The sequence below is a fragment of the Nocardia sp. NPDC050435 genome (assembly GCF_040655395.1).
Lineage (GTDB): Bacteria > Actinomycetota > Actinomycetes > Mycobacteriales > Mycobacteriaceae > Nocardia.
Window position 1 is genome coordinate 693,484 of sequence record NZ_JBFAJW010000003.1, and the last position, 24,885, is coordinate 718,368.

The 24,885-nt window shown below is 69.7% G+C and carries 25 protein-coding genes; 8 read left to right on the forward strand and 17 right to left on the reverse strand.

Annotated elements, in window-relative coordinates; all coding sequences use genetic code 11:
- Positions 1-11: 11 nt before the first annotated feature.
- Positions 12-1,955 (reverse strand): asparagine synthase (glutamine-hydrolyzing), encoded by a 1,944-nt coding sequence (asnB, locus tag AB0I43_RS11795; protein ID WP_357431840.1) that lies wholly within the window; start codon positions 1,953-1,955, stop codon positions 12-14.
- A gap of 425 nt (positions 1,956-2,380) precedes the next feature.
- Here asnB and AB0I43_RS11800 point away from each other — a divergent pair, with 425 nt between their 5' ends.
- Entirely contained in the window at positions 2,381-3,430 is a 1,050-nt protein-coding gene (locus AB0I43_RS11800; RefSeq protein ID WP_356971404.1) for a cytochrome c oxidase subunit II, read from the forward strand.
- 13 nt (positions 3,431-3,443) lie between these two features.
- Complete coding sequence (locus tag AB0I43_RS11805; protein ID WP_356970541.1) at positions 3,444-3,860, forward strand: cytochrome c oxidase subunit 4; 417 nt, start codon at positions 3,444-3,446, stop codon at positions 3,858-3,860.
- 56 nt (positions 3,861-3,916) lie between these two features.
- Here the strand turns inward: AB0I43_RS11805 and AB0I43_RS11810 are convergent, their stop codons facing one another.
- From AB0I43_RS11810 to AB0I43_RS11825, 4 genes are all read right to left on the reverse strand, one after another.
- A complete protein-coding gene (locus AB0I43_RS11810) occupies positions 3,917-4,774 on the reverse strand; it encodes an SDR family NAD(P)-dependent oxidoreductase (RefSeq protein WP_357431842.1) in 858 nt (285 codons plus the stop codon).
- 135 nt (positions 4,775-4,909) lie between these two features.
- Complete coding sequence (locus AB0I43_RS11815) at positions 4,910-6,187, reverse strand: FAD-binding oxidoreductase (RefSeq protein WP_357431844.1); 1,278 nt, start codon at positions 6,185-6,187, stop codon at positions 4,910-4,912.
- 123 nt (positions 6,188-6,310) lie between these two features.
- A complete protein-coding gene (locus AB0I43_RS11820) occupies positions 6,311-7,690 on the reverse strand; it encodes an AarF/ABC1/UbiB kinase family protein (protein WP_357431846.1) in 1,380 nt (459 codons plus the stop codon).
- Positions 7,691-7,797: 107 nt separating this feature from the next.
- Positions 7,798-8,568, reverse strand: a complete 771-nt coding sequence (locus AB0I43_RS11825; RefSeq protein ID WP_357431848.1) for a sporulation protein — start codon at positions 8,566-8,568, stop codon at positions 7,798-7,800.
- 199 nt (positions 8,569-8,767) lie between these two features.
- Between AB0I43_RS11825 and AB0I43_RS11830 the strand changes: the two genes are divergently transcribed.
- Entirely contained in the window at positions 8,768-9,466 is a 699-nt protein-coding gene (locus AB0I43_RS11830; RefSeq protein ID WP_356970535.1) for a DUF4189 domain-containing protein, read from the forward strand.
- 66 nt (positions 9,467-9,532) lie between these two features.
- Here the strand turns inward: AB0I43_RS11830 and AB0I43_RS11835 are convergent, their stop codons facing one another.
- From AB0I43_RS11835 to AB0I43_RS11880, 10 genes are all read right to left on the reverse strand, one after another.
- Entirely contained in the window at positions 9,533-10,255 is a 723-nt protein-coding gene (locus AB0I43_RS11835; protein ID WP_356970534.1) for a lysophospholipid acyltransferase family protein, read from the reverse strand.
- 170 nt (positions 10,256-10,425) lie between these two features.
- Positions 10,426-11,427, reverse strand: coding sequence for an ROK family glucokinase (locus AB0I43_RS11840; protein WP_357431850.1), 1,002 nt, complete (start codon positions 11,425-11,427; stop codon positions 10,426-10,428).
- A complete protein-coding gene (locus tag AB0I43_RS11845; protein WP_356970532.1) occupies positions 11,424-11,855 on the reverse strand; it encodes a hypothetical protein in 432 nt (143 codons plus the stop codon). The genes AB0I43_RS11840 and AB0I43_RS11845 overlap by 4 nt, the downstream gene beginning before the upstream one ends.
- Entirely contained in the window at positions 11,852-13,093 is a 1,242-nt protein-coding gene (locus tag AB0I43_RS11850) for a TRC40/GET3/ArsA family transport-energizing ATPase (protein WP_357431852.1), read from the reverse strand. The genes AB0I43_RS11845 and AB0I43_RS11850 overlap by 4 nt, the downstream gene beginning before the upstream one ends.
- 8 nt (positions 13,094-13,101) lie before the next feature.
- A complete protein-coding gene (locus AB0I43_RS11855; protein WP_356970530.1) occupies positions 13,102-13,539 on the reverse strand; it encodes an SRPBCC family protein in 438 nt (145 codons plus the stop codon).
- Complete coding sequence (locus tag AB0I43_RS11860; RefSeq protein WP_356970528.1) at positions 13,539-13,916, reverse strand: polyketide cyclase / dehydrase and lipid transport; 378 nt, start codon at positions 13,914-13,916, stop codon at positions 13,539-13,541. The genes AB0I43_RS11855 and AB0I43_RS11860 overlap by 1 nt, the downstream gene beginning before the upstream one ends.
- A gap of 35 nt (positions 13,917-13,951) precedes the next feature.
- A complete protein-coding gene (locus AB0I43_RS11865) occupies positions 13,952-15,079 on the reverse strand; it encodes a glycosyltransferase family 4 protein (protein WP_357431854.1) in 1,128 nt (375 codons plus the stop codon).
- Between the two features lie 60 nt (positions 15,080-15,139).
- Positions 15,140-16,144 (reverse strand): hypothetical protein, encoded by a 1,005-nt coding sequence (locus AB0I43_RS11870; RefSeq protein WP_357431856.1) that lies wholly within the window; start codon positions 16,142-16,144, stop codon positions 15,140-15,142.
- 71 nt (positions 16,145-16,215) lie between these two features.
- Positions 16,216-17,238 carry an NlpC/P60 family protein gene (locus AB0I43_RS11875; protein WP_357431859.1) on the reverse strand — a complete coding sequence of 341 codons (1,023 nt, stop codon included), beginning with the start codon at positions 17,236-17,238 and terminating at the stop codon, positions 16,216-16,218.
- Between the two features lie 228 nt (positions 17,239-17,466).
- On the reverse strand, positions 17,467-18,045 hold the full coding sequence (locus AB0I43_RS11880) for a C40 family peptidase (protein ID WP_357431860.1): 579 nt from the start codon (positions 18,043-18,045) through the stop codon (positions 17,467-17,469).
- Between the two features lie 622 nt (positions 18,046-18,667).
- Here AB0I43_RS11880 and AB0I43_RS11885 point away from each other — a divergent pair.
- From AB0I43_RS11885 to AB0I43_RS11895, 3 genes are all read left to right on the forward strand, one after another.
- Complete coding sequence (locus AB0I43_RS11885) at positions 18,668-20,659, forward strand: DEDD exonuclease domain-containing protein (protein WP_357431977.1); 1,992 nt, start codon at positions 18,668-18,670, stop codon at positions 20,657-20,659.
- Positions 20,660-20,664: 5 nt separating this feature from the next.
- Entirely contained in the window at positions 20,665-20,940 is a 276-nt protein-coding gene (locus AB0I43_RS11890; RefSeq protein ID WP_209896999.1) for an Lrp/AsnC ligand binding domain-containing protein, read from the forward strand.
- Between the two features lie 141 nt (positions 20,941-21,081).
- Positions 21,082-21,600 (forward strand): TrmH family RNA methyltransferase, encoded by a 519-nt coding sequence (locus AB0I43_RS11895; RefSeq protein WP_357431862.1) that lies wholly within the window; start codon positions 21,082-21,084, stop codon positions 21,598-21,600.
- A 6-nt stretch (positions 21,601-21,606) separates the two neighbouring features.
- Here the strand turns inward: AB0I43_RS11895 and trpD are convergent, their stop codons facing one another.
- Together trpD and AB0I43_RS11905 are read right to left on the reverse strand one after the other, a co-directional pair.
- On the reverse strand, positions 21,607-22,668 hold the full coding sequence (gene trpD, locus AB0I43_RS11900; protein WP_357431864.1) for an anthranilate phosphoribosyltransferase: 1,062 nt from the start codon (positions 22,666-22,668) through the stop codon (positions 21,607-21,609).
- Between the two features lie 61 nt (positions 22,669-22,729).
- The gene (locus AB0I43_RS11905) at positions 22,730-23,155 is read right to left on the reverse strand and encodes a hypothetical protein (RefSeq protein WP_357431866.1); all 426 of its coding nucleotides are present in this window, start codon (positions 23,153-23,155) and stop codon (positions 22,730-22,732) included.
- Between the two features lie 190 nt (positions 23,156-23,345).
- Here AB0I43_RS11905 and AB0I43_RS11910 point away from each other — a divergent pair, with 190 nt between their 5' ends.
- Both AB0I43_RS11910 and AB0I43_RS11915 read left to right on the forward strand, forming a co-directional pair.
- Positions 23,346-23,957 (forward strand): heme-copper oxidase subunit III, encoded by a 612-nt coding sequence (locus AB0I43_RS11910; protein ID WP_356970509.1) that lies wholly within the window; start codon positions 23,346-23,348, stop codon positions 23,955-23,957.
- A gap of 52 nt (positions 23,958-24,009) precedes the next feature.
- Positions 24,010-24,873, forward strand: a complete 864-nt coding sequence (locus tag AB0I43_RS11915; RefSeq protein ID WP_356970507.1) for a cytochrome c — start codon at positions 24,010-24,012, stop codon at positions 24,871-24,873.
- Positions 24,874-24,885 lie beyond the last annotated feature (12 nt).

Genomic DNA, 24,885 nt, shown 5'->3' on the forward strand with positions numbered 1-24,885 from the left:
CCTTCGGGCCGCTACAGCGAGACCGGGTAGACCGGCTCCTGGATGTCGGGCTTGATCCGGTCCTCGACGAAGATCCCGTGCCAGACCATGAAGACCAGCAAGGTCCACAGGCGGCGGCTGTGATCGGAGCGTCCGGCGCGGTGCTCCTCCAGCATGGCCAGGATGGCGGGCTTGTCCAGCAGCTGATCGGTCTGCGAGTCGGCGATGGTCTGGCGGGCCCAGTCGTAGAGTTCGGTGCCGCGCAGCCAATGCCGCATCGGCACCGGGAAACCGAGTTTCGCGCGGTGCAGCACGTGCCCGGGGACGATGCCCTCGAGCGCCTGACGCAGCGCGTACTTGCTGGTCTCCTTGCTGATCTTCTGCTCGTACGGCAGCTGTTCGGCCACCTTGAAGACCTCGGAGTCCAGGAACGGCACGCGCAGCTCGAGCGAGTTGGCCATGGTCATCTTGTCGGCCTTGACGAGGATGTCGCCGCGCAGCCAGGTGAACAGATCCAGGTGCTGCATGCGCGTCACCGGATCCCAGCCCCGGGACCGGTCGTAGATCGGGGCGGTGACGTCCTGATGGGTCCACTCCGGGCGGAATTCGCGCAGCACCGCCCGCAGCTGGGCGTCGTTGAAGCTGCGCGCGTTGCCGTAGTAGCGCTCCTCCAGCGTCAGCGAACCGCGGTGCAGCAGGCTCTTGCCGCGGGTGCCGTCCGGAATCCGCTCCGACAGGCGACCGGCGAGCTTGCGCACGCCGCGCGGCAGGTACTCGAAGGGCTTGAGCGACAACGGCTCGCGGTAGATGGTGTAGCCGCCGAACAGCTCGTCGGCGCCCTCGCCGGACAGCACCACCTTGACGTGCTTGCGCGCCTCCTTGGCCACGAAGTACAGCGGCACCAGCGCCGGGTCGGCCACCGGATCGTCGAGGTACCAGACGATCTCGGGAATCGCGGCCGCGAATTCGGCGGGGGAGACGGTGCGGATGATGTGCCGCGCGCCGATCGCCGCCGCGCTCTCCGCGGCCACGTCGGCCTCGGAGTAGCCCTCGCGCTCGAACGCGGCGGTGAAGGTGATCAGGTTCGGGTTGTGCCGGATGGCCAGCGCCGCGATGGCGGTGGAATCGATGCCGCCGGACAGGAACGAGCCGACGGTCACATCCGCGCGCATGTGCTTGGCGACGGAATCCTCGAGCGCCTGGGCGATTTCGCGGTAGCGTGCCGCCTCGGCGCCGGCCGCGAACGGGCGGACCTTGAACTCCGGATGGAAGTACCGGGTGACCTGCGGCGCCTGACCGGGCCGGATGGTGGCGTAGCTGCCGGACTCCAGGCGGCGGATGTCCTGGTGCAGGGTTTCCGGTTCCGGCACGTACTGCAGCACCGTGTAGTGCTCGAGCGCGCGCGGATCCAGGGCATCGCTGAGGCCGAGCGCGGGCAGCAGTTGCAGCAGGCTCTTCTTCTCGCTGCCGAACGCGGTGCCCCCGGGGCCGGTGGCCAGGAACAGCGGCTTGATGCCGAACTGGTCCCGGGCGACGAACAGGTCCTGGGTCTCGGTGTCCCAGATGGCGAAGGCGAACATGCCGCGCAGCTTGCGCACGGCCTCGGGGCCCCAGTAGTGGAAGGCCGCGACGATGGTCTCGCTGTCGCCCTGGGTCAGGAACATCTGGCCGTCCGGGAACTCCGAGCCGTGCGTGCGGCTCAGCTCCTCGCGCAGCTCGATGTAGTTGTAGATCTCGCCGTTGAAGGTGAGCGCGTAGCGCTCCCGGTTCTCCGGCGGGCCCCAGCGCAGCGGCTGGTGCGAGTGCTCGATGTCGATGATCGACAGGCGGTTGAACCCGAAGATGATGTGGTCGTCGTGCCAGGTGCCGCGTTCGTCGGGCCCGCGATGCCGGACGCAGTGCAGCGCGTCGTATACCTGCTGAACTACATCCTCAGTTGCCGCATCAGACGTCAGAAATCCGAGCAGTCCACACACGGTGCCGGCGACCTCGTTTCGTTGTGTCCGGGCAGCTCCCGGAGCATGGGGCGGAATTTGTGTCGAGTATGCCGTACCCGGAACCGAAATGTTGTGTCCGCCTGTGCCTACCGCCCCGCCGCGGCCCGCTGTCCAGCGCTTTTGCCGAAGACCGGGACGGAGTGGCGGGTCCGGCGCAGGATCGGCGGAGTGTCGAACGCGACCCGACGCAAAACTGTGCGCCGGTTTGGTCTACGCTGCGTAGTACTCAGGTCCTTCTCAGCTGTCGTATGCCCGAAAGTGTATGCCCGGCCGAGGGCCTGAAACGTGCTTAGGAAGTGCCGCCGGGAGATCGCACCCCGGCGGCGCAGATGTCGGACATGTGTGGCGACCAGGAAGGCGTGAGCGTGGCGCACAAGGCGAGCGAAGAGATCGGGGCCGGACCCGTGAAGGGTCGGCGAGGCCGCGTCCTTCGGCGGGCCGGGCTGGCGGTATCCCTCGGGATCACCGCGATGCTCGTCTCGGGCTGCTCGATCGACAATGTTTGGCTGCGGTTCGGCTGGCCCTCGGGTGTCACGCCGCAGGCCACCCGGATGCGGGAGTTGTGGACCTGGTCCATCCTGGCCGCGCTCGCGATGGGCGTGCTGGTGTGGGGCCTGACCTTCTGGACGGTCGCCTTCCACCGGAAGAAGAAGGACTCCCCGGAGTTCCCGCGCCAGACCGGCTACAACGTGCCGCTGGAGCTGACCTACACGGCGATCCCGTTCGTGATCATCGCGGTGCTGTTCTACTTCACCGTCGTCGTGCAGAACTACGTGCACGAGAAGGTCGCCGACCCCGATGTCACCGTCGACGTCACCGCCTTCCAGTGGAACTGGAAGTTCGGCTACCGCGACGTCGACTTCAAGGACGGCTTCAAGTACAACGGCGTCGACACCGAGCGCGAGGCCCGCGCCCAGGAGCAGCTCGAGGTCTACAAGGAACTCAAGAACGACAAGGGCCACCCGCAGCCGGGCCCGGTGCACGGCAAGCCGGAGAACGACATCCTGTCCTACCTGCACTACAACAAGATCGAGACCATCGGTTCCACCACCGAGATCCCGGTCCTGGTGCTGCCGACCAACCGCGTGATCGAGTTCCAGCTCGCCGCCGCCGACGTGATCCACGCCTTCTGGGTGCCGGAGTTCCTGTTCAAGCGCGACGTGATGCCGAACCCGAAGGAAAACCACTCGGACAACGTCTTCCAGATCACCAAGATCGAGAAGGAAGGCGCGTTCGTCGGCCGTTGCGCCGAAATGTGCGGCACTTTCCACTCGATGATGAACTTCGAGGTCCGCGCGGTCTCGCCGGAGAAGTTCGTCAAGTACATGGAGGCGCGTCAGGCGGGCAAGACCAACGCCGAGGCGCTGGCTTCGATCGGTGAGTCGCCGGTCGCGACGTCTACGACGCCGTTCAACTCCGACCGCACGGTCAAGAGCGCGTCCGAAGCCAAGTGAGGAATGATCTGACATGAAGATCGAAGCGCGTATTTTCGAACTCCTGACGGTGTTCTTCGTGATCACGGGCGTGATCTACGGCTTCTTCACCGCCAAGTCCCGCACCGGCGTCGAGTGGGCGGGCACCACCGCCATCGTGCTGACCGCGGGTCTGTCGCTGATCATCGGCACCTACTTCCGGTTCGTGGCCCGTCGACTGGACCTGCGTCCCGAGGACTACGAGGATGCCGAGATCGTGGACGGCGCGGGCGATCTGGGCTTCTTCTCGCCCGGCAGCTTCTGGCCCATCTCGCTGGCGGCCGCCGGCTCGCTCGCGGCGCTGGGTCTGGCTTTCTGGCAGTACTGGCTGATCGCGATCGGTGTGGTGGCCGTGCTCGTCGCCGCCGCCGGTCTGGTGTTCGAGTACTACCTCGGCCCCGAGAAGCACTGAGACAAGACACCGAAGCGCCCCATCGGATTCCGATGGGGCGCTTCGCCGTTTCCGGGTCAGATGCCCAGCACCTGCAGCAGCCGGTGGGTCGAGCGCGGCGCGACCCCGGCTAAGCCGCGCAGCGTGCGGGCCAGCCGCGGTTCGATGCGCCCGGGATGGGCCCGGATGGCGGTCTCGACGGACAGGGCCGCGCCGGTGGGATCCAGGGCGTACTCGTGGCCGAACAGCGTGCCGGGGCCGACCGCGCCGACGGCGGGATATTGGACGGCGTGCACCTGGATGCCGTGCGCGGACAGTTCGGCGTCGGCGGAGCGGCCGAAGGTGGTCCAGGCGGCCTGTGCGGCGGCGTAGGAGGCGAAATGCGGGGCCGCGCCGGTCTCCCGGCTCCACGGCCCCACATTGATGACCTGACCCGATCCCGAGTGCAGCATCGCGGGCAGCAGCCCGAGCGTGAGCCGCAGCGGGCCGAAGTAGTTGGCGGCCATCATGCGCTGGTAGTCGCGGAAGCGGTCCAGCGACTGCGCGAGCGGGCGGCGCAGCGGGCGGCCCGCGTTGTTGATCAGCACGTCGACGGTCTCGAACTCGGCGAGCGTCCACCGCACCAGCTGGTCCACGTCGCCGAGCGCGGACAGGTCGCAGCGATGCCAGCGCGCCTGCCCGCCGGCGTCGGTGAGCTGCGCGCAGGCCGACACCAGCTGGTCGCGCTGTGGTGCGACGAGCACCAGTCGCGCGCCGCGGCTCGCGAGCCGGGCCGCGGTGGCCCGCCCCACCTCCGAGCAGGCGTCGGTGATCAGGATCCGCAGGCCCCCCAGGGCATCGGCGGGACACTCCTGGTCGCGGTCGGATCGGCGGAGCAACTCGGCGCCGAGCTTCTTGCGGAACGACGGCACGGGGGCGGGGCGGAATTCGAGCATCGGAGCAGCAACCTTCGCATCAGGTGGAACGCTGATCTAACGCATCGACACCCCGCCGACAGTGCCGAAGTTTGCCGGCGACCGTCAGGGGCGGTGGAGCAACCCCTGGGCGACTAATCGCGGCGTGAGAGGAGTCTAATCCGCCGACTCGTATCGCAGGGCGTGTTCGGAGGTGCAGATCTCATCGATTCCGGAGACGATGTCGCGCAACAACTCCGAGGGCAGCGCCGAGGGGCGCAGCCGGCAGGTGAAGGTGATCAGCGCGTGGTCGTCGGCGGGCAGCTGCCGCGTCGCGGCCTGGGCCTGCAGGTATTTCGAGCGCACGCCGTAGGTCATCGCGGAGATGACGGTGAAGCAGCCGGTGCGCTCGCGATGCCCGGCGAACAGATCGTGCAGCCGGTAGAACACCGAGGTGTAGTTGGCCAGCGGCGCGAAAACGCCGACGCGGTAGGCCGGGCCGCGCTCGGAGGAGCTGATCACGGTGTCGGCCAGGTACTCCGCGTCGCGCAGGGTCAGCACCTTCGGAGCGAACATCAACGCGCCCGCCGCGGCGTTGCGCACCGGCATGCCGGCCTTGCCGCTGGCGGCGGAAGCGATGGCGCCCAACGACTTCCGGGTGCGCGTGCCGACCTCGCGGCGAGCGCGCAGCGACCGGGTCGGCGTGGTGGGGTAGAGGCTGGACCACTGCCCGAAGCGCACCGTGCCCAGCTGCACCTGCCCGGTGCCGACCGGCCGCGAGACCTTCAGCGGCGCCGTGTCCACCCAGCGGCCCACCTGCAGCGCGGCATTCCCGGGCCGCACGATCTCGGCGTGCGCGTGCTCGATGAAGGAGTCGAAATCCAGGAAGCGGTCCGCGTCGGTGGTGAGCCAGGTGTGGTCCTTGTCGATGTCGACCGCGTCCAGGGTGAGGGCGGTGATGATGCCCGCGCGGCCGCCCGCGCCCAGGATGCGATGGAACCGCTCGGTGTGGTGCCCGCGCCCGCAGGTGCCGATGCGCCCGTCCGGGTCGACGTACTCCAGATCGACGATCTGATCGATGAACAGGCCGTACCGGTGCGAGGCGCTGGACACGCCGCCGACCGAGGCGAACCCGCCCGCGGTGATGTCGCGGTGGTCGCCGACGATCGGCAGGCCCAGCCCGTGCGCCCCGAGCCGGCGATCGATATCGGACAGCTTGGCGCCGGCCTGCACCCGCACGGTGCGTCTGCCCAGGTTGATGTCGAGCACCGAGTTCATCCGCCGCAGCGAGACCACGGTGCGGTGGTCGGGCAGGGCCAGCCCGTCGTCGAGCTGCTCGCCGCCGCGCACCATCAGCGGCTCGGAGCGATCACGTGAATCCCGCACCGTGCGAACCACATCCGCGGTGTCGCGAGGTAGAAATTCTGCGGCGGAGACAGTGCGCGGCGTGCTCATGAATCGAAAGCTAACCACAGCCGAGGCGCTCGTGCGTACCCGAACTCCGCAGTGCGCCAACGGCCCCGGTGCGACCGGCGCTGACCAGCGCGGATGTCGGTCTATCAGCAAGAAACCGGACGGTCATTCCGATGGGGGGAGGACCGGGTCCAGATCGCCGACTATCTCGGGGAACCAGCGGGTGAATTCCGCGCGCAGCGGCAGCTCGGCCCGCAGCTGACCGAGCACGCCCAGCCCGCCCAGCGCGGTACGGGCGACGGGCGTGTGCTGCGAGGGCATCGTGAGCTGGCGCAGCACATTGGTCACCCGCAGATCGGTGGCGGCGCGCAGGTGCGTGCGCAGCCAATCCGGCGTGAGCGCGATGGTCGGGGCGACGACGGCGTCGCGCAGCGGGGTGAGCCGCCGGACCACGGTGTCGATGTCGAGTTCGCGGTCGGGCGCGATGTAACCGTTGCGCCGGATCGCCGCCTCGAGTTCGGCGGGTGCACAGTTCAGCAGCGGCGGCGCGAAATCCTTGGCCATCTCCAGGTATCCGGGCGGCCAGGCCGCGCAGGCCCCGAAGTCGACGACCCCGAGGCGGCCGTCGGGCATGATCCGGAAGTTGCCGGGATGCGGGTCGCCGTAGAGCAATCCGGCGCGCGCGGGCCCGGACAGCAGGAAGCGCAGGATGAGCAGGCCGATCCGATCGCGCTCCGCGCGCAGCGGGCCGTCGGCGGCCGAGCCCTGGGTGATCAGGCGCGAGAGCGAGACGCCCTCCAGCCACTCGGTGATCAGCACGTCGCCGTACTGGGCGAGCACCTCCGGGACGACGAAATCGGGATCCGCGGCGTAGGCGGCGGCGAAGGCGCGCTGATTGTCGGCTTCGCGGGCGTAGTCCAGTTCCTCGCGGATATAGCTGCACAGCGCCTCGATCACGGCCGCGGTGTCCGCGCCCGGCAACAGCGCCGAGAACAGCGGGCCGATCCGGCGCAGCGCCTGCAGGTCGTCGTAGACCGCCTGACGGGCACCGGGATACATGACCTTGACCGCCACCGGGCGGCCGTCGTGCCAGACCGCGCGATGCACCTGGCCGACCGAGGCGGCCGCGGGCCGGCGATCGTCGAAGTCCAGGAACCGGGACCGCCAATCCGCGCCGATCTGGGCGGCCAGCACCCCGTGCACCGTGCCGGGCAGCATGGCCGGGGCCGAATCCTGTAGTCGCCCCAGGGCCTGGCGGTACGGCGCGGCCACCTCGTCGGGCAGCACGAACTCGTACACCGCCAGCAACTGGCCGAGCTTGGCGATACACCCCTTCAACTCGCCCAGCACCTCGAACATGTGCTGGGCGGTGCGCAGCCGGATCTCGCGATCGACCTCGTCCACCGAGCGGCCCAGGGCGCGTTTGCCCACCCCGGCCATCCGGCGACCGGCGAACGCCACCGGCACCCCCGCCAGCTTCGCGCTGCGCACCAGCTTGCCCGCCGGTGGGACCCCGCCCCCGTCTGCCGGGGTCCGCTTGGGCAACCGCACTATTCGACCACCGGATTCACGGCGGACCATGCTCACCTCACTCGCACGCCGGCCCCGAACGCGCCCCTACCGCGCGTCCCGCCGGCGTGCCGACCACGCTATCAGCGCCGCGAAGCCAGGCCTGCCAGCCGGTGGTGCAACTCCCCGGCCCAGTCCCGTTGCCCGAGCGCGGCGTAGTCGACCCACAGCGCGTCGAGCACATCACGGCTCTCCGACCACAGACCGCCGCGCTTGTCCGCCTCCAGCACCACGCTCATGCCCTGCTCGTTCGGGACGAAGGTGACCTCGAGCTGATTCAGCTGCGGGTAGCGCGGCGAACCGCCGAATTCGATCTCCTGATAGAACGGCTGCACCTGCGGGCTGTTGTGGATCCGCCCGAATTCCACGTCGGCGCTGCGCAGTCCGAAGCCCAGCCGCTCCACCGCCTCCAGCAGCACGTGCTGGGCCGGCAGCGCGCCGACGCCGATCGGGTCGGTGTCGGTGGCGTCCACCGCGCCGGGTACGTCGACCAGCGTGCGCAGCGCCACCCAGGTGCCGGGCAGCACCCGGCCGTTGTAGAAGGTGATGGGCGTTTCCATGGGCGCCCGCGCGCCGAAACGGAATTCGACGATCGCGCCCGGCTCCAGCCGGAGCGGGCCCGCCACCCAGGTGCGGCCGAAGCCCATGTCGCGCACGCCCTCGTGGTCGTCGTGCTCGTGCTCGACCCGGGTCACGAACTCCACCGCCACCTCGGCGATGTCCTGGGCGACCTTGCCGCCCCGCAACCGGATCACGCCCTCGGCGACGCCGCCGGGCTGCACACCGGGGGTGAACAGTTCGGTCTCGACCTCGGCGCCACCGACTCCGGCGGCGGCCAGCAATTTCTTGAACATGTCCCAGATCCTGGCGGCCGCACCATAAAACCGGCTTGCGGTTCGCTTGGCATGTGACCGAGGTCATCGGTGAATCCGAAGGGGGCGTGTCGTGGCGCCGGTCGTCGGATACTGGTGATACGTCGCGCGCTCGCCAGTCGATATAGCGACAGATAGTGTAATGCCGCTCTTGATGTCGAAACACGAACCGGGGGACGCAATGTCATACCCGCCGCACGGGCAGTATCCCGGCGAGCAACCTGGTCAGCCCTACCAGCCGACCCAGCCTTACCAGGGTGATCCGTATCAGTCGGGTCCGCAGTATCAGCAGCAGTACGGCCAGTATCCGCCCGGCCCGCCGTACCAGCAGCCGCCGTACGGCACCGGTGGGCCAAGCGGCGGCGGTGGCGGCGGGAAGATGGCCGCGATCATCGTCGCGGTGCTGATCGGCGTCGTCGCCATCATCGGCGTCGTGGGCGTCCTGGTGATCCGCAGCAACAAGGACGATCCGGATATCACCGCGCAGACCACCACCTCGACGTCGTCGTCGTCCTCGTCGAGCCCGTCGCCGACCTTCGAGACGACCACCTCCTCCCCGTCCCCGACCACGTCCTCCAAGCGGGACACCTGGATCGCGGCCACCTACAAGGAGGACACCAACCAGGTCGTGTGGGTGCGCTCCACCATCAGTCAGGAGTCCGCCACCAACCAGGTGCTCTCCGACTGCGGTGCGGGGTGCCCGAATCCGATCTGGTCCCGCAACGGGTGCATCGCGCTGGCGTTCGGCCAGAACGGCGGCTGGGGCTCGGACTGGGGTTCCACGGCGGCGGAGGCCGAGTCCAAGGCGATCAAGACCGCGACCGGCACCTACAACGTGTCCGGGCCGTTCGAGCTGTGGTCCAAGTGCGCGTTCGAGTGAGCGGCCACTGACCGCGAAAGGCCCCGAATCCCAGCGGATTCGGGGCCTTTTCGCTGTCTGTTCGCGCTATCCGGCGGCGGTGTCCGGGATGCGCGCGGCGTCGGAGCGGGAGCCGCTGGGCACGCCCTTGAGGCTGTGCGCGTAGACGTCCACGTACTCCTGGCCGGTGAGCTGCATGAGCTCGTACATGACCTCGTCGGTGACGGCGCGCTCGACGAAACGGTTGCCGCCCATGCCTTCATAGCGGGAGAAGTCGATGGCCTTGCCGTAGGTGACGGTGACGCGCTGGCGCTTCCACCGGAACGGTCCGGGCGGGCTGACCTTGTCGGTGCCGGTGACCGCGACCGGGATGACGGGAACGCCCGTCTCCAGCGCGAGCCGCGCCATGCCCGTCTTGCCCTTGTAGAGGCGGCCGTCGGGGGAGCGGGTGCCTTCCGGGTAGAGGCCGACCAGGCGGCCCTCGTCCAGCAGTTTGCGGGCGGCGTTGAGCGCGTCCTCGGCGGCGTCGGCGCCGGTGCGGTCGATCGGGTACTGACCGGTGGTGGTGAAGAACCACTTCTGGAAGGCGCCCTTGAGACCGGGGGTGTTGAAGTACTCGGCCTTGGCCAGGTAGTTGATCCGGCGCGGGCTGGTCAGCGGGGCGAACAGCCAGTCCGCGAACGACAGGTGGTTACCCGCGAGGATGGCCGGACCGTCCGACGGGATGTTCTCCACACCTTCTACCTTGGGCCTGTTGTAGAAGGTGATGAATGGCCCCACCAGGACGAATTTCAGCAGCCAGTAGAACATGACGTCCTTCCCCCGGGACCGGGATGAGTTGCGGGCACTGCGTCAGATGCCGACTTTACCGCTGGTCGCAGATCACATCCAACCTGCAGAGGGGTATCTCACCACATTCATAGGAGCGGTTGTGAACTGCCGATTACGCCGCCCGCGTCATTCGAACGCGTGAGCGAAAATCAGCCCACGCGGGAAGGTCGCTGATCGGTGTCCACCAGCACCGCCCGCGCCAGTTCGGCCGCGCCGATCATGCCCGCCGCCTCGCCCAGCTGGGTGGTGCGGATGCGCGCCAGGGGGCGATGGCCCGCGCCGGTGATGGCGCGGGCGTACTCCTCTCTGGCGTCGTCCAGGAACAGCGGAGCCGAACTGCTCACGCCCCCGGCGATCACCACTAGATCGGGGTCGAAGATGTCGCTGACGAAGGCCAGGCCCAACCCGAGCCAGCGCGCGAAATCGGCCATCGCGGTCAGTGCGATCGGATCGCCGTCCTGCGCGGCCCCGGCGACGCGGCGGCCGGTGAGCGAGCCCGGATCGCGGAAGACCTCCCGGGCCAGCACCGTGGAGCGGATCGGGTCGGTGGCCAGCAGTTCGATCGCGGTGTCGGCGAGCGCCGTTCCGCTGCAATAGCGTTCCCAGCAGCCCTGTTTGCCGCACGGGCAGGCCCGGCCCTGCGGGACCACCTGCAGGTGCCCGAGTTCCGGTGCGACGCCGTGCGTGCCGCGATAGAGCCGGCCCTCGATCAGCAGCGCCGCGCCGATCCCGGTGCCGATCGCGACCAGCACCACGTTGTGCCCGCCCGCGGCGGCGCCGAAGCGGTACTCGGCCCAGGCGGCGGCGTTGGCGTCGTGCTCCAGAATGACCGGCAGTTCCAGGCGCTCGGTGAGCCGCTTGGCGACCGGGGCGTCCTTCCACGGCAGGTGCGGTGCGAAGCGCACGGTGCTGCGGTCGCTGGTGATGAACCCGGCCACCGCGAGACCGACCGCGCCGATCGGATGCCGGTCGCAGAGTTCGCGGACCGCGCGGGCCAGCGCGTCTTCCAGGGCGCGAGCCGACTGCGGTGTCGGCGCGGCCACGGTGTCGAGCACCTGGCCCTCGGCGTCGACGACCGAGGCGCGAATATTGGTGCCGCCGACGTCGATTCCGACTGTCAGGGGGAGGGCACCGGGGATCTTGCGCGTCATGCCTTGAACGTCACGGGGATCTTGACGTACCGGGAACGCTTGCGCCCCGGCCCGCGCCCGGCGGGCGGCTCCGCCTCGTCCCGAGCTTCCGGCTCGGTGGCCGCCTCCGGCTGCGGGGGCGCGTCCTCCGGGTCGGGCAGCACCGGCTCCACCGGTACGCCGGCCAGCGCTTCGCGCAGCACGGTGACGATGGCGGTGCCGTGATCGGCGATGGCGGCCACCACGTCGTGGTGCTCGCCGCGCACCAGCGCGGCCGCCGCGCACACCGGGCACCAACTGCAACTGGACCATTCGGCCTGGCCGTCGGTGGCCGTGCGGCGCAGCACCGGCTCGACCCGCTCCAGCACGGCCTCGGCGAGTAATTTCAGTTCGTCGGCGAATTCGCCCAGCCCGTCGTCGTGCGCGCCGGGCCCGCGGTGGTCGGTCATCGCGGCCAGAGCTCCGGATCCGGAACGAAGCGCAGGACCAGATGCTGCCCGTCGAGTTCGGCGGCCTCGACTGTGCACCGCCGCAACACCGGGGCCAGGCGCACTCGGCGCCGGACTCCGTCCGCTCCCACGATCACATCGTCCTCCACTCGTCCCAGTCGCAGCGTCGCCGGATCGACGACGGGCAGGTGCATCCGCAACGTGTAGACCGAATGCAGACCGGTGCCCGACTCCCATCGAACCACCGGTTCACCGGAACTTGTGCGAACCTCCGGCAGATTGTATGTGGGGGCGTCGCCCGCGCCCACCGCGTAGGAGAGCGCGGACAGTGCTGGGAGACCGACCGGTTCGGCCCCGCTGTGCTCGATGATCCGCACGTCCACGGCCTGGCCCGAGTGTTCGCGCAACCGCTCGACGACCTCGCTCTGTTCGGCGCGCCGGGTCAGGTACCACTGGATCGCCGGATGCGGGGAGTCCGCGGGCGGCACCGGCGGCAGCACCTTGTTCACCAGCACCGCGTCCAGCCGCAAGCCGAGCAGCGCGGCCGCGGAGCGGACCCGCTCGGTCTCGGCGACGGCGACCCGCTCGGCCGCGGTCACCAGTTTCGCGCCGGTGCGGGTGTGATCGGCCAGCAGATCGCGGACCTCGGTGACGGCTTCGACGATCTTGTTCACGGTCGCGGCCAGCACCGCGCGCCGCAGGTCCAGCCCACCCGCGCTCATCGCGCGCGCGTGCGGCGGCCAGATCCGCTCCAGATAGCCGAGCAAGGTCTCGGGGGCGGTGACGATGCGCAGCATGTCGGCCGAGGGCGGGCAGTCCAGGACCAGCACGTCCCAGTCGTCCTCCTCCGCGAACTGCGCCAGCTCGACCAGCATCAGCAGTTCCTGCACGCCGGGCAGGCCGGTCAGCTCGGCCGGATCCAGCGCCGTCAGATCGATGCCGTGCCGGTGCTCGCCGCCACGGGACAGCATCCGCACCACGTCGCGGAACCGATCCTCCAGCAGCGCAAGCGAATCCACCTCGATCGCGTCCAGACCCGGCGCGACCCGGGCGATTCCGGTGACCGCGCCGGGATCGTGCGCGAAGCGCACACCGAGCGCGTCGCCGAGGGAGTGGGCCTGATCCAGCGAGGCGATCAGCACCCGCTGTCCGGAGCGCGCGTAGGCCAGGGCCGTGGCGCACGCCAGCGTCGTCTTCCCGACACCGCCCTTGCCGACGAACAGCTCCAGTTGGGTCACGGCGGCCGTCAGCCTTCCACCCGTTTCTTCAATTCCTTGAGCGCGGTATCGGTGATCACCTTCTCGGCCTTGCGCTTGAACATGCCGATCATCGGGATGTTCAGGTCGACGGTCAGCCGGTAGATCACCTCGGTGCCGCCCTCGGGGATGTCGCGCAGTTCGTAGGTGCCGTCCTGGGCCTTCTGCAGTTCACCGCTGATCAGCTGCCAGCTGACGGCGCGGTTGTCCGGGCGCCAGGTGTAGGTCAGCACGTAGGTGTCCTTGACGACGCCGGCGTCGAGCACGAAGCGCGCGGTGCGGGCGCGCCCGTCGCCGCCCTTCTCCAGTACCTCCACCGATTTGGCCGCCGACACCCACTCGGGATAGGACTCCAGGTCGGCGATCACGGCCATCACCCGCTCGGCGGGCGCGTCGACGAGGATGGACCTCTCTGTCCGGTCCACCATCAGCAGGCCGGGGCCACGCCCGCGGGGCGGCCCGCCTCCAGCCGCGCCTTGATCCCGAAGGCCATTTCCTTGCCCGCCACCCGGCGGGCCCGGTTCGCGGCGGGCAGCCGCTTGGCCGGCAGCGCCTCGCGCGGCTCGGCGTGCAGGAAGTAGTGCAGGATCACCCCGTCCAGCATCTCCTGCAGCCACACCTCCATGGTGCCCTCCAGCGCGCCGCTCACGGTCCAGCGAATGCCCTTGTCGCCCCGGTCTTCCCGCACCTCGAGGCTGAGATCGGGCCACCAGTTGCGCCAGTTGCCCGGTCCGCCGAGGACCTCGGCGACCGCGGCGCCCGGAGCGGCGACGAACGTCTGATCCGCGACCTGAATACTGCTCACACCGCTGAGCGTAGTGGATTAGGACACAGCTCCGTTCAGTGCAGTAGGTGCCGCAGCCGCGCGCCCAGGCTGTCCCAGCGCCACTGCTGCTCCACCCAGGCCCGGCCCTGCGCGCCCATCCGGGCGGCGGCGTCCCGGTCGGACAGGATGCCGACGATCGCGTCGGTGATCGAGTCGGTGCGTCGGCCGTCCACGACATGACCGGTCTTGCCCTCGATCACCGTCTCCGGGGCGCCGCCCGAATTGCCCGCCACCACCGGCACTCCGGCGGCCGAGGCCTCCAGATAGACGATGCCCAGGCCCTCGACGTCCAGGCCCGCGCCGCGGGTGCGGCACGGCATGGCGAAGACGTCGGCGAGAGTGTGGTGCGCGGCCAGTTCGGCGGAGGCGACGCGGCCGGTGAAGACCACGTCGTCGGCGACGCCGAGCGCCGTGGCCAGGCCGCGCAGTTTGTCCTCGTAGGGGCCGCCGCCCGCGATCACCAGCACGGCGCCGTCGATCCGGTCGCGGATCTCGCGCATCGCCACGATCAGCGCGTCCTGGCCTTTGCGCGGCACCAGCCGGGACAGGCACAGGATCGTGGGCCGATCGCCCAGGCCGTAGCGGGCGCGCAGCTCGGCGCGCGCGGCCGGATCGGGCCGGAACACCTCGGTGTCCACGCCCGGCGGCAGGTACTCCAGCGCCGCGTTCGGGCCGAACGCGGACGCGAAACGCCCGCGCGTGTACCGGCTGACATAGGTGATGACATCGGTGTGCTCGCCGATGGCGCGCAGCGACTGCCGTGCGCCGGGCAGCATGGACCAGCCCACCTCGTGGCCGTGCGTGCTGGCCAGGATGCGTTCGGCCCCGGCGCGGCGCAGCGTCGGCGAGAGCAGCGCCAGCGGCGCGGCGGCGCCGAACCAGACGGTGTCGCAGTTCTCGCCGCGCAGCAGGCGGGCGGCGCGGCGGGCCACCAGCGGGGTGGGCAGCATCAGCGTCGTCGGATGGCGCACGACCTGGAACTTCTGTTTGGCGTCGAACTTCAGATGGCTGTCCCCGCGCCAGCGCGGGGCGTAGACGACCAGGTCATCGGGGGGTAACTGACCGGTGAGCGCCTGCAGATACGACTGGATACCGCCCGGCCGTGGCGGGAAATCATTGGTAACCAGCAGAGTTCGGGCCATAACCGAACAACCTACTGTGTCCGATCGACAGCGCGGAAAACCCGTCGTCGGGACCTGCTCCTAGGCGGATTCGGCGCCGAGCCAGGCCCGCCAGGCGGCGGTGAACTCGGTCCGCCCGGCTCCGAGCACCGTGCGCAGGATGTCGTCCTCGGTGTCCGGCGTCTGCTTGCCCGCGGCCAAGGCGCGGTAGAGCTGGACCAGGCGCGGCTCGCCGTAGGTCTCGGCGACGAAAGCGCAGACCGACCAGGCCTGTTCGTAGACCGCCGCGGCGTCGGGACCGGTGAAGGCCGGGTCGGCGGGCAGTTCGGCGGGACTCGCGCCCGCGCGCAGGCGGGCGCTCAGCGTCGGCGCGATCTCGGCGAAGCGGTGCCGCGCGCCGCGGTGCGCGGCGTATTCGGCGAACCCCTCCAGCAGCCACTGCGGTGCGCCGTCGACGGTGGCGGCGCGGGTCGCGACATGGGTGAGCTCGTGGCGCAGGATCGTGCGCAGCCCGTCGGGGGAGAGGCGGCGGCCGGCGTCGGGGCCGAAAACCACGCGCTGCCCGGTGGGCTGGGTGCCCGCGGCGAACGGGTCGGCGACCGCGGCGGCGGCGACCTCGCCGGGCACCAGGCCGGGCGAACGCAGCAGCGCGGCGAACTCGGACGGATTCGAGGCGACGACCACCAGGCCCGAGCGCGCCCACTGCGTGCCCCACAGTTCGCTGATCGAGGCGGTGGCCGGGCCGAGTTCCGCGGCCAGCACTGCCAGCTCGGCGCGCTGGGCGGCGTGCCCGACGACCAGGGCGTCCGGTCCGTCGCCGACGGCCGCCCGGACGGCGGTGATCGGGCCGAACGGCTCCATCAGGCCGCGCACCGCCTGCAGGCGCGGATCGCTGTTCGCCTGGCGCTGCGGCGAACTCGGCTGATCGGCGCGGATGGTCGGCAGCGCCCAGTTCGGGGCGAGCAGCAGCGCGCCGCAGGCGCCGGTCAGCAGCGTCACCAGGCCGACGGTGAGCGCGAACTGACCGCGCCGGCGCGCCCCGCACCAGCGCCGGGCCCGCCGCAGTGCCTGATCGGCGGTGCTCACTACGCCCTCCATGGTCGCTCGGTTACCGCCCGCGGCCGCCGGTCGTCACGCCCGCGGCCCTGTCTGGTGCCTCAGTATCGCCGAGCGGAGTGGTAGGGCGTGGTCGAGATCGGCGCGACGGCGACCGGGACGCCGAAGGTGGAGGCGTGCACCATGAGTCCGTTGCCCGCGTAGATGCCCACGTGGGAGATCTCGGGGTAGAAGAACACGATGTCGCCGGGCAGCAATTCGTCCTTGGGCACGGGCGTGCCGAAGTTGGCCTGCTGAGAACTCGTGCGCGGCACGCTCTTGCCGACCTGTTTGAAGGCCCACTGCACCAGGCCCGAGCAGTCGAACTGATTCGGGCCGGTGGCGCCCCAGACGTACGGGTCGCCGATGCGGGTCATGGCGGCGGCGAGCGCGCTGGTGCCGCTGCCGGGAACGAGATCCTTCAGCAGGGAATCGCGGTCGAACCCGGCGGGGAACGGTGAACCCGCCCAGGCCGCCTTGTCTTTGGCGGACAGGCCGGACCAGGCCTCGATGACCTGGGTCGTCGCCGTGCCGAGTTCGCGCTGCTTGTCCAGCAGGTCGCTGCGCATGCGCTCGGACTTGGCGGCGGCGTCGTGCGCGGCGTCGGAGGCGGCGCGGGCGGCGGTCTCGGCGGCCGAGGCGGCGTCGGTGGCCTTCTTGAATTGCTTGAGCTGATCGGTGGTCTGGGTGGTCATCACATCCAGCACGGACATCTGATCGAGCAGCTGCTGCGGGGAATTGCTGGTGAGCACCGCGAACATGCGGTTGGTCTTCGCGCCCTGATAAGTGGCGATGGCCGTGCGGTCGATGACCGGCTGGAACTTGCGGACCTCGTCGCGGGCGGTGTCGAGCACGTTGCGCTTCGCGGCGAGCACGGTGTCGGCGTCGCGCTGCACGGCGAGCTTGGCGTCGAGATCGGCCTCGGCGTTCAGGGCCTGCTCGTTGAGTTGCTCGGACTGCCGGGACAACTCGACCAGCCGTTGCACCGCTTCACTCGCGGAGGAGGGCATCGCCACCGGATCGGCGACGGCGGGGCCGAGGGCGACCGTGATGGTCAGGACGCCCGCCGTGAGTACCCCTCCCACAACACGATTGGTGCGATGTGTTCTGTGTGCGGCCACGGCCTGCCTTGCCCCGTTCTCTCTCACTGAGCGATGCGTTGCAGTTGTTCCGGTCGGTGCCGCCGAAGGTTTACGGCGACGCTGCCCGGGAAGGTCTCGATTAGGTTACGGAACGGCGTATGTCCGTGTCCAGTAGGGAACGAACTGGTCACACCCCGGCCGGGTATGTGCCACCCGGCCGGGGTGCGGGACTCAGTAGCGGCGGGCGCCCGCGAACGGCATCTCCGACATGGAGGCGACCTTCACCGGGACGCCGGAGGTCGAGGCGTGCACGACATTGCCACCGCCGGCGTACAGGCCGGAGTGGCCGCCGCCGTAGAAGGAGACCACGTCGCCGGGCTGTAGGTCGTCGTAGGCGACCGGGGTGCCCGCCGAGAGCTGCGCGCCGCTGGTGCGCGGCAGTTCCATGCCGGCCTGGCGGTAGGCCCACTGGACCAGGCCCGAGCAGTCGAAGGCGTTCGGGCCGGCGGCGCCGTAGACGTACGGGGAGCCGATCTTGGATTCGGCTGCCTCGAGGGCGATTTCGCCCGCGGACTTGACCGGGGCGGGCGGGGTGAACGGCGCCGGCGCCGGGTTCGGCACCTCGATGCCGGGGATCCCCGCCGGGATCGGGATCTCGTTGGGAACCTCGAAGGTGCCCACTCCGGGGATGGTCACCGGCTGTGCCGACGCGGGGGCCGCGGGCAGGAGGATCGCGCCGATGGTGGCAGCGCCGACGGCTCCGGCGGCAACGGCACGCCGCGCCCCTCGCTTGACGGTGGTGTTCGCCATGATGCGGTTTCTTCCAATCTGCCCCACGACGCTGCACCCGGTCTGGTGCGGCGGACTGCGTGCCGTTCGCACCGGTTCCGGGAGGAACTCGACGCGGCGGACTCCGTGAGGTCTCGAAAAGGTTACGAACACATCACGGGCATTTGTAAAGCCGGACCGGTCGGCTTCGGAGGTGTGTCGCAATTTCTAGGTAGGTTTCGTGCGAGATATCTCACAGCGATCACGAAACAATAAACAGGAGAACTCATCAGGGGTTTCTCAGGCGGATCGTTGGCGCGTCGCGAAGGTTGTAGCTGCAACGATAGGTACTCGACATGGCCTATCCATGCAGGTCGTCGCTGCCACAAAGGTCACCGGCGAACGGCTTGATCGGACGTTTGACCAAAACCATGGCGACACGCCGTGATTCAGCTCCGGTAAAGTCCGACACGCCCGGGTCGTTTATTTAGACCACTGTCGTATGTGACGTGCATCACATTTTGGTTAACTAGATCAAACCGGGGGCATCGAAACGAAAAGCTCGCGCGGAATTCACCTCTTTCCCCGTGCCTTTCGCGCTGCCCGCGACCAACCGTCCTGGGCTTTCCCGGCTTCGGCGAGGTTGTCGGTGGCTGCCTCTACGCTGCACGCCGTGCCCGATCCGCGCGCGCAGCAGCTCGCCTTCGACGAACTCGATACCCCGCTCTACGACACGACTTTCGTCATCGTGGACTTGGAAACCACCGGGACCAGCCCCGATGGTGACGCGATCACCGAGATCGGCGCGGTCAAGGTGCGCGGCGGAGAAGTGCTCGGTGAGTTCGCCACGCTGGTCAACCCGGGCCGGGAGATCCCGCCGCAGGTCGTGCACATCACCGGGATCACGCACGCGATGGTCTACGACGCACCGCGGATCGAGCAGGTGCTGCCGGGGTTTCTCGAATTCGCCAGGGGCGCGGTCCTGGTCGCGCACAACGCGCGCTTCGACACCGCGTTCCTGAAAGCCGCCGCCCTGCGCTGCGATACCGCCTGGCCGAATCCGCCGGTGCTGTGCACGGTGAAGCTGGCGCGGCGGGTGCTCACCCGGGACGAGGCGCCCTCGGTCCGGCTGGGGATGCTCGCGCAGGTGCTCGGGGCCGGCACCACGCCGACGCACCGCGCGCTCGACGACGCCCGCGCCACCGTCGACGTGCTGCACGCGCTCATCGGCCGGGTGGGCAACCAAGGCGTGCACAGTCTCACCGAACTGTTCGACTATCTGCCCGGGGTCGGGGCGGGGCAGCGGGCCAAGCGGGTGCTCGCCTCGGATCTGCCCGCCGTGCCGGGCGTGTATCTGTTCCGGGGGCCGGGGGAGGAGGTCCTCTATATCGGGACGGCGGTGAATCTGCGCCGCCGCGTGCGTAATTACTTCACCGGTTCGGAGACGCGCGGGCGGATGAAGGAGATGGTCGCGCTGGCCACCCGCGTGGATCACGTGGAGTGCGCGCACGGGCTCGAGGCGGGGGTGCGCGAATTGCGCTTGCTCGTAGCGCACGCGCCTCCTTATAACCGGCGCTCGAAGTTTCCCAAGAAAGCCTGGTGGCTCACGCTCACGGAGGAGCCCTTCCCACGCTTCGCCGTGGTGCGCACCCCGACGCGGGATGCGCTGGGCCCGTTCAACTCCCGCAACGACGCCACCGACATCGGGTTGACCGTCGCCGAGCAGGCGGGCCTGCGCACCTGCACCACCCGGTTGGGGCGGGCCGGTGTGCACGACTGCCCGCCCGCGGTGGTCGGCGGCTGCCCCGCGGCGCGCGTCTCCGAGATACCCATGGATGTAAAGGAATACGCGCCGATCGCCACCGCCGTGCGCGATCTGTTCTCCGGCCGCTCCGACGCCGTCCTGCGCGCCGTCCTCGCCCAGCTCGAAACCCATTCCCGCAACGAACATTTCGAGGCGGCCGCCCGCCTGCGCGACCGCGCGGTGGCCGTCGTGCGCGCCCTGGCCCGCACCCAGCGCCTGGCTGCCCTCGCCCGCGTCCCCGAACTCGTCGCCGCCCACCCCGACGGCGCGGGCGGCTGGGAATTCTCCGTCGTCCGCCACGGCCGCCTCGCCGCCGCCGGCACCGCCCGTCGCGGCATCGCCCCCATGCCGGTCGTCGAACGCCTCGTCGCCTCCGCCGAAACCGTTCTCCCCGAGGGGTTCACCCGCCCACCGGAGAGACAGATGCCCCTACCGGCGCTGGATACAGATGCGCCGGGGTCGTCGGCGGACGCGGTGCCGCCTGCTGCCACGCTGCCGCTTGCTGACGTGCCGCCGCCTGGGCAGGCGCTCGAGTCTGTCGCGGCGTCAGCATTGCCTACCGATGCGATGGTGAGCGCCGCGACGGACGCTGGTACAGCGTGGGTTGACGGTTTGCCGTTGGGGGGTGGGTTTCCGGTGCACGGGGGGCCGCCGCTGCTCGGGGGATCGCCGGAGGAGATCGGGTTGACGGTCCGGTGGCTGGCGCGGCCGGGGGTGCGGATCGTGCGGAGTAATGCCGGGTATTGGGAGCCGGTGTTCGGGGCGGCGCGGTGGCTGGGGTGGGCGGAGCAGGCGGAGGCGGCAGCGCGCAGCGAACTCGCGGGAGCGGAGCATCTCGGCCAACTAGGCTGACGAGCATGATTAACGCGATCGTGCTGATCCACGCCGACAACGGCCGCATCCCCGAGACCGCCCAGGCCGTCGCCGACACCGAGGGCGTCACCGAGGTCTACTCCTGCGCGGGCGATGTCGACCTGATCGCGATCGTGCGGGTACGCGATCACGAGAAGATCGCCGAGGTCGTCACCGCGGGCATCGACAAGGTGCCCGGCGTCCTGCGCACCACCACCCACATCGCTTTCAAGTCCTACTCCAGCGCCGACGTGGAAGCCGGATTCTCGCTGGGGGAGTGAGGCCGCGCCGACCGGCGAGCCGTCGACAGCGCGGGCGCGGTATCCTGGACGCTCTGTCTCCGTCGATGGCTCTGATGCGCCGCGAAGCATCATTCGCATGAATTGTGTTCTCTCCCTGGGGAAGGGTATTCCCGCCGCTCGATGACGGCCGCGCGGATCCGCACGCGCCCGGAGTTGCGCAGGCAACGACGGCAGCGGTCGCATGGTTGCTGGAATCATCTGCTGGCCGCGCCGCTGTGGCCCAAGCACGGGGCCAATCTGGGTACCTTGCTGCGCACCTGTGACGCCGTGGGCGCGTGCCTGGTGGTGCCGCGAAAACCCTGGGTGCCGCAGGCGCTGGAGCACGGCAACACGCTGCGGCACCGCCAATGCGTGCACTGGGTGGACGGCAGCGTGAGCCGGTGGCTGGACCGCCAGAAGGCCGGGGGCGCGGCGCTGGTCGGCGTGGAACTGACCGATGAGTCGATCCGGCTGGCCGACCTGCCGGTGGCGCGCCGCCGCACCGTGATGGTGCTGGGCCACGAAACCGAGGGCATCCCGCCCGAAGGGCTGGAACGACTGGACCTCGCCGTCGAGATCCCGATGGTCGGTACCGGCCACAGCCTCAATGTGGCGGTGGCCGGGTCCCTGGTGCTCTACAAACTGGCGGGCCTGGTCTGAGCCGGCTCAGTTCTCGCCGAGGGTGTTGGTGAGCTTGGCCCAGTTGTCCAGCAGCGCGGCGGATTTACCGGCGTCGATGGCCGCGGCCGCCCGCTCGATCCCGGCGGCCAGGGCCGCGTGCACGTCGGCCTCCGGATCGCCCTCGCCTCGCGACCAGTCGTAGGCCACGATCGCCGCGGCCGAGTTCACCAGGACGGCGTCGCGCACGGGACCGGCTTCGCCCGCGAACACCGCCCGGGCGATGCCGGCGTTGGTGTCGGCGTCGCCGCCGCGCAGCGCGTCCAGTTCGACGCGGGGAATGCCGAGCCGGGTCGGGTCGATGATCGTCTCCCGCAGCCGGCCGCCGGAGACGATCCAGGCGGAGGTGGTGTCGGAGGTGGTGATCTCGTCGAGCCCGTCGTTGCCGCGCACCACCAGGGCGCTGCCGCCGCGCTCGGCGAAGACGCCGGCGACCACCGGGATCAGGTCGGCGAAGGCGCAGCCGACCAGGCCCGCGCGCGGCTGGGCGGGATTGGTGAGCGGGCCGAGGATATTGAAGACGGTCGGGATGCCTATTTCTTTACGGGCCGCGCCCGCGAACCGCAGCGCCGGGTGGAAGACCGGCGCGAAGCAGAAGCCGATCCCGGCCTCGCGCACGCACTGCGCCACCGCGTCCGGCCCCAGGTTCAGCTTCACGCCGAGCGCCTCGAGCACGTCGGCGCCGCCGCTCTTGGAGGACGCGGCCCGGTTCCCGTGCTTGACCACGGGCACCCCGGCGGAGGCCACCACGATCGAGGACATGGTGGAGATGTTCACCGAGCCGGAGCGATCGCCGCCGGTGCCGACGATGTCGACGGCGTCACCGTCGACGTGCACCAGCCGGGCGTGCGCGAGCATGCCCGAGGCCAGGCCGCCGAGCTCGGCCGGGGTCGGGCCCTTGATCTTCATCGCGACGCCGAACGCGGCGATCTGCGCCGAGGTCGCGTTGTCGGACATGATCTCGTTCATCGCCCAGGTGGTGTCGGCCGCGGCCAGGTCGCCGCCGTCGGCGAGGGTCCCCAATACCTGTGGCCAACTACGCACACTCATGTCCTTCTCCCTATCGACCGGTGTCACCAGTCTGTCGCGGTGCAGCTTATCGGGCCAGCCGTTATTCCTGGGGCGGCGGCTGCAGGGCGTCCCACCCGTCGGCGTGACCGTCGTGGCGCTGGGCCAATCCGGCCATCCGGGACCGCTCCTGCGAGCAGTGCAGCGCGTCGAGCAGTTGCACGCGTTGCAGGATCAGCTGCTCCAGGTCGCCGTCGGCGCCGTTCACCCCGGCGGCCGGGGCGTACCCCTCCTGGGCCGCGATCTCGCAGACCCGCCCGACCTGCGCGGACGGAATCCGCAGGTGGTGCCGCAACACTGCGGGCCGATCGGCCCGCAGCGTGGCGGCCCTGGCCAGGGCTGTCGAACACGCCTCCGCGTCATCGAAACTCGCGGCGACCACCACCAGATCCGACCGGTCCGGATCCAAGGGCGCTTCGACGGCCCGACCGAAAAGCTTGCGCCACAGTCCTGTCACAGAGACCTCCATCTCAGCTTTTCCTCAGCGCGGCCTGTCATGCTGGGCGCGTCGTCCTGGGCAAACACCCGCGCTTCCTGCGTAAACACGGACACGCCGACGCCCATGCGAGTCCCACTCTGTCCGTGCGTTTTCCGACACGGACAGACAAGTTTCGCACCCGGGTACTTGTGTCGTACTACGACGAGTCATACTTACCGGCGTGACGACCGCAGTAGGCACCCCAGGATCGGCCATTACTCAGCGTGTGCATTCGCTGAACCGGCCCAACATGGTCAGCGTCGGTACCATCATCTGGCTGTCCAGCGAGCTGATGTTCTTTGCCGGCCTCTTCGCCATGTATTTCGTCGCGCGCGCTCAGGCCCATGGCAACTGGCCGCCGGAACCGACCGAGCTGAACCTCAAGCTCGCCGTCCCGGTCACGGCCGTGCTCGTCGCCTCGTCGTTCACCTGTCAGATGGGCGTGTTCGCGGCCGAGCGCGGCGATGTGTTCGGACTGCGTCGCTGGTACGTCATCACCCTGGCGATGGGTGCGTTCTTCGTGGCCGGTCAGGGCTACGAGTACTACCACCTGGTGCACGAAGGCACCTCGATCTCCAGCAGCGCCTACGGTTCGGTCTTCTACATGACCACCGGCTTCCACGGCCTGCACGTGATCGGCGGTCTCATCGCGTTCGTCTTCCTGCTGATCCGCACCAAGGTCAGTAAGTTCACGCCCGCGCAGGCAACCGCCGCGATCGTGGTCTCGTACTACTGGCACTTCGTCGACATCGTCTGGATCGGGCTGTTCGCCACGATCTACTTCGTCCGTTAACGGACGCATCAGCCACGTACAAGTCGGTTCCGTCTACTCCAAAGGGACACAGATGAGTTCATCTCCCCCGTCAGCGCCAGAGCCCGCCAGCCCCGGGAACGGCAATGCCACCAAGGTCCGCAAGCAGCGGCGTCTGCGTCGGCGCATCGCTGGCGGACTCGCGCTGCTGATTGGTCTCGTCGGAGCCGGTTTCCTGGCCACGGCCCTCACGCCGGAGCCGCAGGTCGCCACCGCCAACGAGGACCAGTCCGCGCTGATCCGCGAGGGCAAGCAGCTCTACGACACTTCCTGCATCACCTGCCACGGCGCCAACCTGCAGGGCATCACCGACCGCGGTCCGAGCCTCATCGGCGTCGGCGACGCGGCGGTGTACTTCCAGGTGTCCTCGGGCCGTATGCCGCTGGCCGCCAACCAGGCCCAGGCCGCGCGCAAGCCCGCCAAGTTCGACGCCGCGCAGACCGACGCGCTGATGGCCTACATCCAGGCCAACGGCGGCGGCCCGACCGTGGTGCGCGACGCCAACGGCGAGATCGCGCAGCAGTCCCTGCGCGGCCCCGACGTCGCCCGCGGTTCGGAACTGTTCCGCATGAACTGCGCGTCCTGCCACAACTTCACCGGCCGGGGCGGCGCGCTGTCCTCCGGTAAGTACGCGCCGCCGCTGAACGAGGCCACCGAGCAGCAGATCTACACCGCGATGCTGACCGGCCCGGAGAACATGCCTAAGTTCTCCGACCGGCAGCTGACCCCGGAAGAGAAGCGCGACATCGTCGCCTACGTCCGCAACGCCGACGAGGAAGCCGCGCCCGGCGGCTGGGACCTGGGTGGTTTCGGCCCCGCGACCGAAGGCCTGGCCGCCTGGGTCATCGGCATCGTCGCCATCGTCGGTGCCGCGATGTGGATCGGATCCCGATCATGACGGACAAGGAGC